The following is a 13,411-nucleotide window of genomic DNA, read 5'->3' as shown; positions in this document are numbered from 1 at the left end:
TCTATCGGGAACTGACCTCGTGGCGCAAGATGGTCCCGACATGCGGCCGCAGCGCCCGGAGAACCGGGAACCGGAGAAGGGGAGACGCCGTGATGAGGTCGGTGCCCGAGCAGGACTCCGCTTGCGCCATCGCGCAGGCGGCGGCGGTGGTCGGGGACTGGTGGAGCCTGCTCCTGATCCGGGAGACCGCGCGCGGGCACCACCGGTTCGACGCGCTCCAGGAGGAGCTGGGCATCTCCCGGAAGGTGCTCACCGAGCGCCTGGCGCACCTGGTGGACGCGGGGGTCCTGGAGAAGGTCCCCTACCAGGACAGGCCGGTGCGGCACGAGTACCGGCTGACGGACAGCGGGCGGGGGCTGCTGCCGGTCCTGCTGTCGATGCAGGACTGGGCGGACCGCTGGATCTTCGGTGACGGCTCGCTCAGCGGCACCGCCGGCGAGGAGAGCACGGAGGCGCGGCGCGTCGCGGGCCTGACGGGCGAACGGCTGCCGCGCCTGGAGCTGCCGGGCCACCGGGACGGCGCGCCCGTGGACCCGGTGGCCGACACCGTGGCCACCGTCCTGTTCTGCTATCCGGCGACCGGTCGGCCCAGTCCGCTGCCGGACGACTGGGCGGGCATCCCCGGCACCGTCGGCTGCACGCTGGAGAACCGGCTCTTCCGGGACGCGTACGACGACTTCCGCGCGGCGGGCGCGGAGGTGCGTGGCGTCAGCACCCAACGCCCGGACGAGCAAAGGGTGTTCGCGGTCGAGGAGGGTCTCCCCTTCACTCTCCTCTCCGATGTCGACCTGTACCTGGCCGCGGCCCTGCGGCTGCCCACCTTCCGTGCCGGGCAGCTGCTGCGGCTGAAGCGGGCGGTGCTGGTGGTGGACCGCGACCGCGTGGTGCGGCACGCGCGCTTCCCGGTGACGGACATTCCCGCGGCGGTGGACGAGGCGCTGACCGTGGTACGCCGCCTGGCGGCGGAGGGGTGAGGGTGACCCGGTCGAGAGGCGCCGCGAAATTCATGATCATCTTGGTCTCGCGGCGCGTTACGATGGTGCCTCACGTACCCCAGCAGGCCCGGATCACCACTCTTCTCGTCCGCGACGGCGACCGCGCTCTGGAGCTGACGTTCCGCAGCCTGGCGGCCGAGCCCGGTGGCCCCGAAGCGGCCCGCCTGGCCACGGCGATGTCGGCGTTCCTCGCGCTGGCTCCGGCGAAGTTCCTGGGCCTGCCGCCCGGCTAGAGGACGCAGGCGGCGGCCGATCGGGCGGTCGGTGGTTCTGACCGCCACCGGAGCCGCGGCCGGGGTCTCACCCGCTGTCGGATTCGACGATCCAGCCCCGGCGGACCGTCCACACCCTGCCGTCCGCCGTCGCTCCGCGCATCCCGTCCAGCACGCCCGGGCCCACCGCGGCCGGCACGCGCGCGTCGCCCACGGACGCGAAGCCGAAGGTCCGGTGCGGGTCCCAGTCGGTGCTGTGGCGCAGTCGGCGGCTCATCTGGGCCCAGCCGACCGGACCCGCGGCCACCACCCAGGCATCCGGTTCGGGGCTGGTCAGCCGACGGGCCTGGCGCAGCCAGGACGCGGCGTCCTCCGGCCAGTCGACCACGGCGGCCAGGCTCCCGCCGCTCTTCTGCCAGGCGTCGGCGAACGCCTCGGCGGCGTCCTTGGACGCGGTGTCCCGGCCGTGTCCCAGCGCGACGCTGCCGCCGCCATGGCCACCGGCTTCCAGCAGCGCGAGCAGGCGGGCGAGTTCGGGGCCCGTGTGCGGGCGGGGAGCGGGCCAGGGGGCGTAGTCGGAGAGGGCCGGTGCGCGCAGCCGGGGTGAGGGCTCGTTCATGCCGGCTCCCCGGTGCGCCATGCCCGGTGGCGGTCGGGGAGGCAGACCGCGCACGGGCGGTATCCCGCGGCGACGGCGGTCGCCTCGTCCGCGAAGAACACGCGGTGGCGGACGTAGTGGCCTCGGGCGATGTGCCGCAGGGCGGAGGGGCAGTCCAGCCGTCCGTAGATCCGTCCGCGCCGGTAGCCGCCGAACCGGCCGGCCACGTCGCTGTGACAGGGCCGCCCGTCTGCGCCGATCAGCGTGTATCCGCGCGGCGCGGCCGCGCGGGCCGTGCCGTCCGTCCGTCGTCCATCCACGGACCCACTGTGCACCGTCCCCGGCCTGCCGTACCGGCGGTTTCCGGACGTCGACGTCGCGGCCGTCGGCGGGTGGCCTCGATCGGCGCTTCAGCGGCGCGCGGCAGGCTTGCGCGCAGGGCATCCCCGCGCTGCCGGGGCCCGGCCCCGGCGGCCCGCGCGACCCGGCCGCCGGGCACCGGGCGCCGGGCCGCGTCCATCGACCCCGGGTTGAAGGAGAGACCGTCGTGCGAATCGCCGTGACCGGCTCGATAGCCACCGACCATCTGATGTCCTTTCCCGGTCGCTTCACCGACCAGCTGATCGCCGACCGGCTGGAGCAGGTGTCGCTCTCCTTCCTCGTCGACCGTCTCGACGTGCGGCGCGGCGGTGTCGGCGCCAACATCGCGTTCGGACTCGCGCGGCTCGGCCTGACGCCCTGTCTGATCGGTGCGGTGGGCGCCGACTTCGCCGAGTACGGGGCCTGGCTGCGTGCAGCCGGGGTGGACACGGAGTCCGTCCGGATCAGCGAGACCCTGCACACCGCCCGGTTCGTCTGCACGACGGACCAGGCGCAGAACCAGATCGCCACCTTCTACGCCGGCGCGATGGCCGAGGCCGCGGAGATCGACCTCGCGGCCGCGGCGCACCGCCGCGGCGGCTTCGACCTGGTGCTGGTCGGCGCCGACGCCCCGGAGGCGATGCTGCGCCACACGGAGGCCGCGCGGAGCGCGGGCATGCGCCTGGCCGCCGATCCCTCGCAGCAGCTCGCCCGCCTGGACCGCGCCCAGGCTCGCCGGCTGGTGGATCGCGCGCACCTGCTGTTCACCAACGCGTACGAGTCCGCCCTGCTGCGCGAGCGCACCGGCTGGAGCGAGCGGGACATCCTGCAGCGCGTCGGCCTGTGGGTCACCACGCGGGGCGCGGACGGCGTCTCCCTGGAGCGGTGCGGCCGGCCCCGTCTGGACGTGCCCGCCGTCCCCACCGCGGACATCGCCGACCCGACGGGGGTGGGGGACGCGTTCCGCTCCGGGTTCCTCGCCGGTCTCGGCTGGGACTGGCCCGAGGAGCGGGCGGCGCAGCTCGGCTGCGCGCTGGCCTCGGTCGTGCTGGAGACGGTCGGCACCCAGGAGTACAAGCTGCTGGCGGCGGATCTGGCCGAGCGCGTGGAGCGCGCGTACGGGCCCGACGCGGCCCGTCTGATGGGGCCGCGCCTGGCGGTGCTGTCATGAGCGCCGTGCGCGCGGCACTGGCGAGCGGCGTGCCCTCGTTCTCGTTCGAGTTCTTCCCGCCGAAGACCGGGCGGGGCGAGCGCGCCCTGTGGAACTCCGTGCGCCGCGTCGAGTCCCTCTCCCCCGCCTTCGTGTCCGTGACCTACGGTGCCGGCGGCTCGTCGCGCGAGCGGACCGTCGAGGTCACCCGGCGCCTCGCCGCCGAGACCACCCTGCGGCCGGTCGCCCACCTGACGGCCGTCGGGCACTCGGTGGCCGAACTGCGGTACGTCATCGGGCAGTACGCCGACGCGGGGATCCGGGACGTCCTGGTGCTGCGGGGTGATCCGCCCGGCGATCCGAACGGCCCCTGGACGCCTCACCCCGCGGGTTTCACCTACGCCAGGGAGCTGGTCGAACTGGTGCGCTCGCTGGGGGACTTCAGCATCGGCGTGGCGGCCTTCCCGGAGATGCACCCGCGTTCGCCGGACTGGGACAGCGACATCCGCCACTTCGTCGCCAAGTGCCGGGCGGGGGCCGACTACGCCGTCACTCAGATGTTCTTCCGCGTCGAGGACTACCTGCGGCTGCGGGACCGGGTGGCGGCGGCCGGCTGCGACATCCCGATCATCCCGGAGATCATGCCGGCCACCGACGTCCGTCAGATCCGCCGCTTCGCCGAACTGTCCCACGCGGCCTTCCCCGAGGACCTCGCCCACCGTCTGGAGGGCGCCCGCGACGACGCGGCCGAGGGGCATCGGATCGGCGTGGAGCATGCCACCGCCATGGCCGGGCGCCTCCTCGCCGAGGGTGCGCCCGGGCTGCACTACATCACGCTCAACAAGTCCGACGCGGCCCTCGACATCCACCGCGAGGTGCTCGCGTCGGGGTTCGCGCGGGGGCTCCGCGTCCGCTGAGCACGCCGGGGATCCCGGCTACGCGGGGTCCCCGAACCAGCAGCCCAGGGCACCGGCCAGCGCGTCCGCGTCCCCGGTGCCGCCCCGGGCCGACCAGGCGATGTATCCGTCGGGCCGGATGAGCAGGGCGTCCGTGCCGATCGGTTCGGAGCTCGTCGCCGTCACCACGTTGACCCGGGGGCTCCACGGCTCGGCGGCGGCGAGGAGGTCCTCCGCGTCGGTCAGCAGCAGGAGCAACGGGCGTGCGCTGTGGAGGAGTTCGGCGAGGCCGGTGAGCGTGTCGCCGGTCTTCAGCAGGAGGTCGGGGGCGAAGCGGCCGGCGAGCGGGTCGCTTCGGCCGCCGGTGTCGTACACGACGTCGACGCCGCTGATCATGCCGCTGAGGTACTGGTTGACGTCGTCGAAGTGCATCATCCGGGCGAAGAGGGTGCGCAGCGAGTCCATGCGGGGGTCGGGGTCCATCAGGGCGACCTGGGCGCGCACGTTCTCCAGGACGGCCTCGGCGATGGGGGCCCGCTCGGTCTCGTACGTGTCGAGCAGTCCGGGCGGTGCCCAGCCGTGCACCTCGGCGGCGAGTTTCCAGCCGAGGTTGACGGCGTCCTGAAGGCCGAGGTTGACGCCCTGGCCGCCGGCCGGGAAGTGGACGTGGGCCGCGTCACCGGCCAGCAGGACCCGGCCGACGCGGTAGTACTCGGCCTGCAGGGCGGCGTCGCTGAAGCGGGTGAGTCCGCTCGGCGAGTCCATCGGCACCGGGTGGCCGGCGATCCGCTCGACCTCTTTCCGGAACTCGTCGAGGGTGACGGGCGCCCGCCGGTCCGGGTGCGGGCCGCGGAAGTCGTAGGTGCACACCCGGCTGCGTCCGAACAGGTTGAGCCACACCAGGGTCCAGCCCCGCGGGTTGCGCTGCCAGCCCTGCGGCGCCCGCGCCGGGTCGAGGAGGCGGACCTCCCCGATCAGGGCGCCGACGCGGGCGGGCGTTCCGGTGAACTCGATGCCGGCCAGCCGGCGCACGGCGCTGCGGGCGCCGTCCGCGCCGACCACCCAGGAGGCGCGCAGGGTGTCCGTGGCGCCCCGGGAGTCGCGCAGGGTCAGCCGGATCGCGTCCGGTTCCTCGTCGAGGCCGACGACCTCGCTGCCGCGCCGGATGCGCGCGCCGAGCCGTTCGGCCTCGTCCGCGAACACCTCCTGCGCCCACGCCTGCGGGCTGCCCACGATCGCGGGGCCCTCGGTGACGACCCGGCCGAGGTCGAGGTCGAACATGCCGGAGAAGTGGAACGGCACGCGGCCGCGGCCCACCGGAGGGGCGGGCGGGCCGGGCTGCACGGCTTCGAGGAGACCGCGCCGGTGCAGGGTCTGCGCGGTGCGGGCGTGCAGCGTGCCCGCCTTGGAGAATCCCGACGGCGAGGGCAGCTTCTCCACGACGGTGACGTCCACGCCCAGCAGGGCCAGTTCCCGGGCGAGCAGCGTGCCGACGGGCCCGCCGCCGACGACGGCGACCTGGGTGTCCACGGCTGGGCTGTTCGGCATGGGTGCTCCTGCGGGGTGGTCGGCACGGTCGGCACGCGTACGGATGCTGTACGTGAGGGGTAACACCGGCTCGCTCCGACGGGTTGCACCGGGTGCGGGCCGGGGTCGTACGGGCGGGCGCCCGCTCAGTTGCCCGGCAGCCGCACCGACTGCCGGTGCCGGAAGACGTCGCCGGGGTCGTACGCCTGCTTGACGCGCTGCAGGCGGCGGTAGTTGCCCTTGTAGTACAGGTCGTGCCAGGGCGTGCCCGAGCGGTTGAACTCCGGCAGGCCGAGGTCGGCGTCGGGGTAGTTGACGTAGCAGCCGTCGGTGACCGCCCCGGGGACCGGGACGCCGCCGGTGTCGGCGTACATGTCGGCGTAGAACTCGCGCAGCCAGCGCACGCAGTCCCGCTCGTCGGCCGGGTCGTCCCACCAGATCATCCAGGCCAGCTTGTACGCGGCGTCCCGGTGGGCGCTCGCCGTGGCGTCCTGGGCGACGGCCGAGACCTGGCCGGCGAAGGAGCTGAGCATGACCGATCCGGTGGGGTTGCCGAGGTCCGTACGGGTCAGGTGGCGGTAGAGGGCGGCCAGCTGGCGCTCGGGGAAGCCGGCCTTCATGTACGCCGACTTGAAGTCGCTCTTCTGGGTCGGGTCGTTGGTGGTGGGGTTGGCCGTGCCGAGGTAGCGGGCCGCCTGCAGCCAGGGGAGGCGGCGCGGGGTGGCGAGCTCCGGCAGCGCGGTCAGCTCGCCCATCCGCGTGGTGACCGGTCCGTACGCGGCGGTGACGCCCTCGGTGACCGCCGCGAGGAACTCGTCGTGGAGACGGGCGGCGCCGGGCACGCTCGCGTCGACGTGGGTGATCAGGCCCACGGCTCCGTTGGAGACGTGGTTGAGGGAGAGCAGGCTGCACACGGCGGTCGTCGGGTCGTCGGGGGCGGCGTGCCGCACGTGCCAGTCCGCGTAGTTGCGGACCAGCCGCGCGAAGGACCGCTCGTCCAGTTCGGACCACTGCCAGGAGACGGCGCTGACCAGGACCTCCGGAGGCGGGGCGGGCAGCAGCCGGGCCGGGTCCGTGCCGCTCGCTCCGGGGCTGCGGAACCAGTAGCGGGTCACGACGCCGAAGTTGCCGCCGCCACCGCCGGTGTGGGCCCACCACAGGTCCCGGTCCGGATCGTCGTCCTCGCGGGTGGCGACGACGGTGCGTACGGTGCCGTCGGCGTCCACCACCACGACCTCGACCGCGTACAGGTGGTCCACCACCAGGCCGAGCTGCCGGCACAGCAGTCCCCAGCCGCCGCCGCTGACGTGGCCGCCCGCGCCGACCTGGAAGCACATGCCGGCGGGCACGATGACGCCCCAGGTGCGGTACAGGCGCTCGTAGACGTCGAGGAGCTGGGCGCCGGGCTGCACCACGAAGGCGTTCATGGCCGGATCGAAGTCCACGTCCCGCATCGCCGACAGGTCGACGACGACCTGGACGTCGGGGCTGAAGACGAAGTCCTCCCAGCAGTGTCCGCCGCTGCGCACCGTGAGCCGCTTGCCGGCCCGGACGGCCTGCCGGACGGCGGTGGCGACCTGGGCGGTCGAACGGGGCACGTGGACCGCCTCGGGCCGGCCGACGTAGCGCTGGTTCCAGCCCCGGACGAGGTCGGGGTAGCGCGCGTCGTCCGGGGTGACGGTCACCAGTGCCTCGGGCCGGGCCGTCTCGGGCAGGGCCGCCTCCGGCCGGGCCACCGCCTGCCCGGCCGGCAGCAGCACGCCGCCGCCTATCGCGGCGCTCGCCGCGAGCATGCCGCGCCTGCTCACGTTGTGTCCGCCGTACGTCATCGGGCATCCCCTCCCACCGCCGCGCGCGCTCGCCCGCGGATGCCGCCGACGCTAGGCATCCGGCGGCCGGCGCCGCACTCCGCATCTTGCGGTCTGTCCGGCCGGGGAGCACCTGGCTCGATTCTTCAGAGGCCACTGCGACAGTTCAGCCGGGACCCGCAGCGGAATCCCATCCGAACCCTGTGCCCAGGAACGAGGAGGGGTGTCATGTCGAGCATGCCGCTCACCGGTAAATCGGTGCGCCTCGCGCGATTGTCCCGGCCGGGAGACGGCCGGTTCCTGTTCGTGCCGCTGGACCACTCCGTGTCCGACGGACCCGTCGCGACCGCCGCCGACTTCGGCGACCTGGTCCGCTCCATCGCGGACGGCGGCGCCGACGGTGTCGTCGTCCACAAGGGCAGGGCGCGCATGATCGAGCCGGCGCTGCTCACCCGGTGCTCCCTCCTGGTGCACCTGAGCGCGAGCACCGCGCACGCCCCCGACGTCGACGCCAAGGTGCTGGTCGGGGACGTGGAGGACGCGGTCCGGCTGGGCGCGGACGCGGTCAGCGTGCACGTGAACATCGGCTCCGACACCGAGGCGGAGCAGCTCGCCGACCTCGGCGCCGTGGCCGGGGCCTGCGACCGCTTCGGCATGCCGCTCATGGCGATGATCTATCCGCGTGGTCCCCGGGTGGCCGATCCGACCGACCCGACGCTCATCGCCCATGTGGTCAACATCGCCGCGGACCTGGGCGTCGACATCGTCAAGACGGTGCTCGCCGCCCCGGACGAGCGCATGGCGGAGGTGATCGCCTCCTCGCCGCTGCCGGTGGTGGTGGCGGGCGGCGGCTCGACCGACCGGGACCTCTTCGAGTTCGCGGTCACCGCCATGGACCTGGGATGTGCCGGACTCGCCGTCGGACGACGGGTGTTCACCGACCCGGAGCCCGAGAAGACGGTCCGGGAGCTGTCCTCAATCATTCACCGCGGCGGGCTCGCGAACGGGCCCGCGCCGCAGACCGAGATGGCAGGTGTGTTGTGAAGTTCGCCTGGATCGACCTCCGGACCGTGCCCGCCGAACACCGCGAGGCAGTCGTCGACGCCGCGATCCACGCGCGGGTCGACGGCGTCGTCGACAGCGACCCGGAACGCCTCGCCCTGCTGCCGAACACCGTCAAGCGCGTCCTCGCGCCGGGCGCCCGTGTCGGCGAGGAGCACCCCGACGACCTGATCGTGCTGCGCGAGGTCGTCGACGTCGACGGTCTCGGCGCGCTGGAGAGCCGGCACCGGGGCGGCGAGAAGACCACGGCCGCCTGGGTCAACGTCGTCGACGACCCGACGCTGAAGCTCGCCTGTGACGCCGCGCGCGCACTCCCCTTCACCGTGGTGGAGTTCAAGGACCCGACGAAGATCCCGCTGGAGATCGTCATCGCCGCGGCGGACGCCTCGCCGGGGCAGCTGATCTGCCAGGCCACCGACATCGAGGAGGCGCGGATCATCGTCGACGTCCTGGAGAAGGGCTCCGAGGGCGTTCTGGTGGCCCCGCGTTCCGCCAACGACGTCTTCGCGCTGGTGGAGATGTTGCGCGAGAAGACGCCGGACCTGCAGCTGCAGACGCTCACGGTCGAGTCGATCGAGCACCTCGGGCTCGGCGACCGGGTCTGCATCGACACGTGCACGCACTTCGAGAAGGACGAGGGCATGCTGGTCGGCTCCTACGCGCACGGCTTCGTGCTGTGCGTGAGCGAGACGCATCCGCTGCCGTACATGCCGACCCGCCCGTTCCGCATCAACGCCGGCGCGCTGCACAGCTACGTGTTCGGGGCGGACAACCGCACCAACTACCTGAGCGAGCTCAAGGCCGGCAGTCCGGTGCTCGCCGTCGGTGCCGACGGCCGCACGCGCCGCATCGTGGTGGGCCGCATCAAGCTGGAGTCCCGCCCGCTGCTCGGCATCAAGGCCGTCTCCGCCGAGGGCGTCGAGGTCAACCTGATCGTGCAGGACGACTGGCACGTGCGGGTGCTCGGCCCCGGTGCCGCGGTGCTGAACGTGACGGAGCTGAAGAAGGGCGACCAGCTGCTGGGTCATGTGGCCACCGACAAGCGCCACGTGGGCTGGCCGGTCGGCGAGTTCTGCGTCGAGAAGTAGGCGACAGGCGTCCGGGGCCGCACTCGCGGCGGCCCCGGACGCCGCGGTGAGGGATCCGGTGGAGTCGATGACACGACGGTCCTGGTGGGGCGCCGAGCTGCTCGGCCGCCACGCCGACGACATGGTGTGGGCGCGAGCCGCGGACCGCGAGGTCACGTTCGGCCGGCTGCGCCGCGAGACGGCCTGGCAGGCCGGGGTGCTGGAGCGGTACGGCATCCGGGCGGGGAGCACGGTCGCGCTGTACGGGAACGCGAGCTTCACGAAACTGTGGACGCTGTTCGCCTTGTGGTCGCTCGGCGCCCGGGTGGTGCTGGCGGAGCCTCCGTCCGGCCCGCGGGCGCGGGGCGTCCCGCCCGCGGCACGGCGGGCGCGGTTCTCGGTGTCGCTCGGCGAGGGCCGCGGGCTGCCCCACGACTTCGTCGACGAGTGCGAGGTGCTGGTGCGCCGTCACTCCGGCGGCGCTCCGGACGCGAGCGGGTCCTGCCTCGTGCAGTTCTCGTCGGGCACCACCGGGCGCCCCAAGGCGGTCGGCAGGAGCCCGGGGTCGCTGCTGGACGAGCTGAGGCGGCTGGCCGCCCTGGCGGGCATGCCGCGCCGGGGCGAGCGGGTGGCCGTCCTGGAACCGCTCACCCACTCCTTCGGGCTGATCGGCGGGGTGCTGCACGGCCTCGCGGTGGGCGCGACCCTGGTGCTGCCGGAAGCCCGTACGGCGGAGGCGGCCGTGCGGGCGGCGGCCGACGCGCACGTGGTGCTGGGCAATCCGCACCACTTCCGCGCGCTGACGTGGGCCGAGCCCGGGGCGCTGCCGCGCCTTCGGCTGGCCGTGTCGAGCGGTGACGCGCTGGCGCCCGAGATCCCCGCGCTGTTCCGGGGCCGGCACGGGGTGCGGGTCGGCCAGGCCTACGGCACGACCGAGACGGGCATCATCGCCGCCGATCTCACCGGCCGTTTCGGCCCGGCGGGCATCGGCACCCCGGTGCCCGGGACCCGTGTGCGCGTGGTCGGCGGCGTGCTGGAGGTGCACGTCCGGGAGTCTCCGTACCCGGACGACGACACGCCCTGGAGGGGCGGCTGGATGTCCACCCGCGACCTGGTCACGCGCGATCCCGGCAGCGGCGCGCTGCGGCTGCGCGGCAGGGTCCAGGGCGTCGGGGACACCTCGGTCGACCTGCTGCGCATCGAGTCGGTGCTGCGGGCCCACCGGCACATCACGGACGCCGTGGTCCTCGGGGTCGGCCCGATCGAGGCGCACGTCGCGAGCAGCGCCGAGCTGGACGGGGAAGAGCTGCGCTCCTGGTGCCGCCGGTTCCTCGGCGGGGCGCCGGGGCCGGACCGCTACCACCTGCTGCGGGAACTGCCCCGTACCGCCGGCGGCAAGGCCGTGCGGGACCGCGGCGTGCTCCGCCGGCACCGGACGCACCCGCCCGGGGCGTGCCGCTGCGTCAGCTGGTGAGCCGCCGCGGCGGTCGAGGGTCGCGGCCGCGAGCGCCAGGAGAGACGACCTCCCGAACGACTGGAAAGAGACGGAGCATGACGGTGACGACGACCGTGGCAACGCTGTACACCGGTGACGAGGCACGCTGGCGGGCCGTGCGGGACCGGGACGCCGACGCCGACGGCCACTTCTGCTACGTGGTCACCACGACCGGCGTGTACAGCCGTCCGTCGTGCACGGTGCGGCTGGCCCTGCGGGAGAACGTCCGGTTCTTCCCGACCCCGGAGGCCGCCCGGGCCGAGGGGTACCGCCCGTGCCGTCGCTGCCGCCCCGACGACTCCGACCGGCACGCGGTGGCGGCCGAAGCGGTGGCCCGGGCGTGCCGGATCATCGACGAGGCGCCGGTGCCGCCGAGCCTGGACGAGCTGGCCCGCGAGGTCGGCTACAGCCGCTTCCACTTCCACCGCCTGTTCAAGTCGTTCACCGGCATCACGCCGCACGCCTACCTGGCGGCGGCGCGGGCCCGCCGGGTGCGCGAGGCCCTGCCGCTGGCGGGGACGATCGCCGACGCCGTGTACAGCTCGGGGTTCAACTCCGGCGGTCACTTCTACGCGGCGGCGCCGGAGATCCTGGGCATGACCCCGAAGGCGTACCGGGCGGGCGGCGACGGCACGGACATCCGGTACACGGTGGCGGGCTCGTCGCTGGGGCCGGTGCTCGTCGCGGCGACGGACAAGGGCGTGTGCGGGGTGCTGACGGGGGACGACGCGCCGGCCCTGCTGCTCCGGCTCCGCACCATGTTCCGGCAGGCCCGGCTGGTGCCCGCGGACGACGCGGTCGCCGCGGCCGTCGCCGCGGCGGTGCGCGCGGCGGAGCCCCCGCAGCTCGGCCGTGAACTGCCGCTGCCCATACGGCGATCCGCGCTCGCCGTGCGGATACGGCGCACGGTGCCGTCGCCCGCCGCCCCGAGCAGGTAGCTCCGGGCCGGGGCCGACGGGGCCCGGCGTCCGCCCTCGTTCTCCCACCGGCCCGCCCGACGCGGAGTCCCGCTCCCGCTCAGCCCGGGGAGCGGGACTCCGCGTCGGCGGGGGCCTGCTTCCGGTCCGCCCCCGGCGGCCGCAGCCGCCCCGACGCCCAGGTCGCCGGCAGTGCCACCGCGCACACGAGCAGTCCGGTGAGGACCGCGTCCTTCGCGCCGCCGTGCGCGACGGCGGCGCCACCGGCCACCGCCCCGAGCGCGATGCCGGCGTTGACCGCGGACGCCGGCAGCGTCGAGGCGAGGTCGCGCCCGGGGCCGGCCAGCAGCCCGACCCGGTACTGCAGCGCGGGCACCAGTCCGAACCCGACGACCCCCCACAGCACGAGGGCGAGAGCCACCGCCGTCCGGGAGGCGCCGGCGCTCCACAGCACCGCCAGCGCCACGACCAGGACGGCGTTCGCCGCGACGAGCGTGCGCGCCGCGTCCCGGTCGGCGGCCCAGCCGCCCGCGAAGGTGCCGGCCGCGGTCGCGGCGCCGTACGCGAAGAGGAAGAGGGTCAGCCAGGCGCCGGACACCCCGGTGACGTCCTCCAGGAAGGGCGTGATGTAGGTGAACGCGGCGAACTGGCCTCCCATCAGCAGGAGACCGACCCCGAGCACGGCCAGGACCCGGGGCGCCAGCGCGTGCCGGGACTGCGACCACAGGCCGCCGGTGCCGGATCCGTCGACCGGCGGGAGGCACACGGCCGTGGTCAGCAGCGCCAGCGCGCCGAGGACCACGATGGCCGTGAACGCCGCCCGCCAGCCGAGGTGCTGGGCCGCCAGGGTGCCGAGCGGGACGCCGAGCGCGGTGGAGACGGCGATGCCGCCGAAGACCGCGGAGATCGCGCGTCCGGTCCGCTCGGGCGGCACCAGGGCGGCCGCCACGGTGAAGGCCGCGCCGAGGAACAGGCCCTGCAGCGCCCCGGTGACGGCCCGGGCCGCGAGCAGCGTGCCGAAGTCCTGGGCCAGGGCGGCCAGCAGGTTGCCGGCGACGTAGCCGGCCAGGGACGCCCAGGCCAGGGTGCGGCGCCGGATCCGGATGGTGAGCGCCGTGAGCAGCGGACCGCCGGCGCAGATGCCCAGCGCGTACGCGGTGACCAGGGCGCCGGCCGTGTCCACGGACACGCCGAGGTCCCCGGCGACGAGCCTCAGCAGGCCGACGACGACGAGCTCGGCGCTGCCCATGACGAAGGTGGCCAGGAAGAGGGCGGCGAGGGCCGGGCCCGGTCGCCGCCGCACCGCGGACGGGACGGAGGTCAT

At 74.5% G+C, this 13,411-nt stretch carries 13 protein-coding genes; 8 read left to right on the top strand and 5 right to left on the bottom strand.

Translation table 11 applies throughout. The features are described 5' to 3' along the window. Positions 1-92 precede the first annotated feature (92 nt). The gene (locus tag ABZ621_RS02460) at positions 93-974 is read left to right on the top strand and encodes a winged helix-turn-helix transcriptional regulator (RefSeq protein WP_360599826.1); all 882 of its coding nucleotides are present in this window, start codon (positions 93-95) and stop codon (positions 972-974) included. Between the two features lie 62 nt (positions 975-1,036). Then, positions 1,037-1,228 carry a hypothetical protein gene (locus ABZ621_RS02455; RefSeq protein ID WP_360599824.1) on the top strand — a complete coding sequence of 64 codons (192 nt, stop codon included), beginning with the start codon at positions 1,037-1,039 and terminating at the stop codon, positions 1,226-1,228. A gap of 67 nt (positions 1,229-1,295) precedes the next feature. Here the strand turns inward: ABZ621_RS02455 and ABZ621_RS02450 are convergent, their stop codons facing one another. Then, positions 1,296-1,826, bottom strand: coding sequence for a hypothetical protein (locus ABZ621_RS02450; RefSeq protein ID WP_360599822.1), 531 nt, complete (start codon positions 1,824-1,826; stop codon positions 1,296-1,298). Further along, on the bottom strand, positions 1,823-2,125 hold the full coding sequence (locus tag ABZ621_RS02445; protein ID WP_360599820.1) for an Ada metal-binding domain-containing protein: 303 nt from the start codon (positions 2,123-2,125) through the stop codon (positions 1,823-1,825). Before ABZ621_RS02445 ends, ABZ621_RS02450 begins: the two co-directional genes overlap by 4 nt. Positions 2,126-2,352: 227 nt before the next feature. Here ABZ621_RS02445 and ABZ621_RS02440 point away from each other — a divergent pair, with 227 nt between their 5' ends. Both ABZ621_RS02440 and metF read left to right on the top strand, forming a co-directional pair. Then, positions 2,353-3,336, top strand: a complete 984-nt coding sequence (locus ABZ621_RS02440; protein WP_360599818.1) for a carbohydrate kinase family protein — start codon at positions 2,353-2,355, stop codon at positions 3,334-3,336. Beyond that, positions 3,333-4,232 (top strand): methylenetetrahydrofolate reductase [NAD(P)H], encoded by a 900-nt coding sequence (gene metF / locus ABZ621_RS02435; RefSeq protein WP_360599816.1) that lies wholly within the window; start codon positions 3,333-3,335, stop codon positions 4,230-4,232. The genes ABZ621_RS02440 and metF overlap by 4 nt, the downstream gene beginning before the upstream one ends. An 18-nt stretch (positions 4,233-4,250) precedes the next feature. On the opposite strand, the gene ABZ621_RS02430 is transcribed toward metF, so the two are convergent. Both ABZ621_RS02430 and ABZ621_RS02425 read right to left on the bottom strand, forming a co-directional pair. Continuing rightward, on the bottom strand, positions 4,251-5,759 hold the full coding sequence (locus ABZ621_RS02430; RefSeq protein ID WP_360599814.1) for an FAD-dependent monooxygenase: 1,509 nt from the start codon (positions 5,757-5,759) through the stop codon (positions 4,251-4,253). Between the two features lie 125 nt (positions 5,760-5,884). Next, positions 5,885-7,567: an FAD-binding oxidoreductase gene (locus tag ABZ621_RS02425; RefSeq protein WP_360599812.1), complete on the bottom strand. Its 1,683-nt coding sequence runs from the start codon at positions 7,565-7,567 to the stop codon at positions 5,885-5,887. A gap of 216 nt (positions 7,568-7,783) precedes the next feature. On the opposite strand from ABZ621_RS02425, the gene ABZ621_RS02420 reads away from it, so the two are divergent. The 4 genes from ABZ621_RS02420 to ABZ621_RS02405 all read left to right on the top strand — a co-directional run bounded on the left by ABZ621_RS02420 (position 7,784) and on the right by ABZ621_RS02405 (position 12,108). Further along, positions 7,784-8,590 (top strand): 2-amino-3,7-dideoxy-D-threo-hept-6-ulosonate synthase, encoded by an 807-nt coding sequence (locus ABZ621_RS02420; protein WP_360599919.1) that lies wholly within the window; start codon positions 7,784-7,786, stop codon positions 8,588-8,590. After that, positions 8,587-9,696 (top strand): 3-dehydroquinate synthase II, encoded by a 1,110-nt coding sequence (locus tag ABZ621_RS02415; protein WP_360599810.1) that lies wholly within the window; start codon positions 8,587-8,589, stop codon positions 9,694-9,696. Before ABZ621_RS02420 ends, ABZ621_RS02415 begins: the two co-directional genes overlap by 4 nt. Positions 9,697-9,763: 67 nt before the next feature. Further along, positions 9,764-11,149: an AMP-binding protein gene (locus ABZ621_RS02410; protein WP_360599808.1), complete on the top strand. Its 1,386-nt coding sequence runs from the start codon at positions 9,764-9,766 to the stop codon at positions 11,147-11,149. Between the two features lie 77 nt (positions 11,150-11,226). Continuing rightward, entirely contained in the window at positions 11,227-12,108 is an 882-nt protein-coding gene (locus ABZ621_RS02405; protein WP_360599806.1) for an Ada metal-binding domain-containing protein, read from the top strand. 79 nt (positions 12,109-12,187) lie between these two features. Here the strand turns inward: ABZ621_RS02405 and ABZ621_RS02400 are convergent, their stop codons facing one another. Then, positions 12,188-13,411 (bottom strand): MFS transporter, encoded by a 1,224-nt coding sequence (locus ABZ621_RS02400; protein WP_360599804.1) that lies wholly within the window; start codon positions 13,409-13,411, stop codon positions 12,188-12,190.

It is taken from the genome of Streptomyces sp. NPDC007863 (genome assembly GCF_040633895.1).
Taxonomy (GTDB): Bacteria; Actinomycetota; Actinomycetes; order Streptomycetales; family Streptomycetaceae; genus Streptomyces.
The sequence above is the reverse complement of the archived record's forward strand: the minus strand, read 5'-3'. Positions and strand labels throughout refer to the sequence as shown.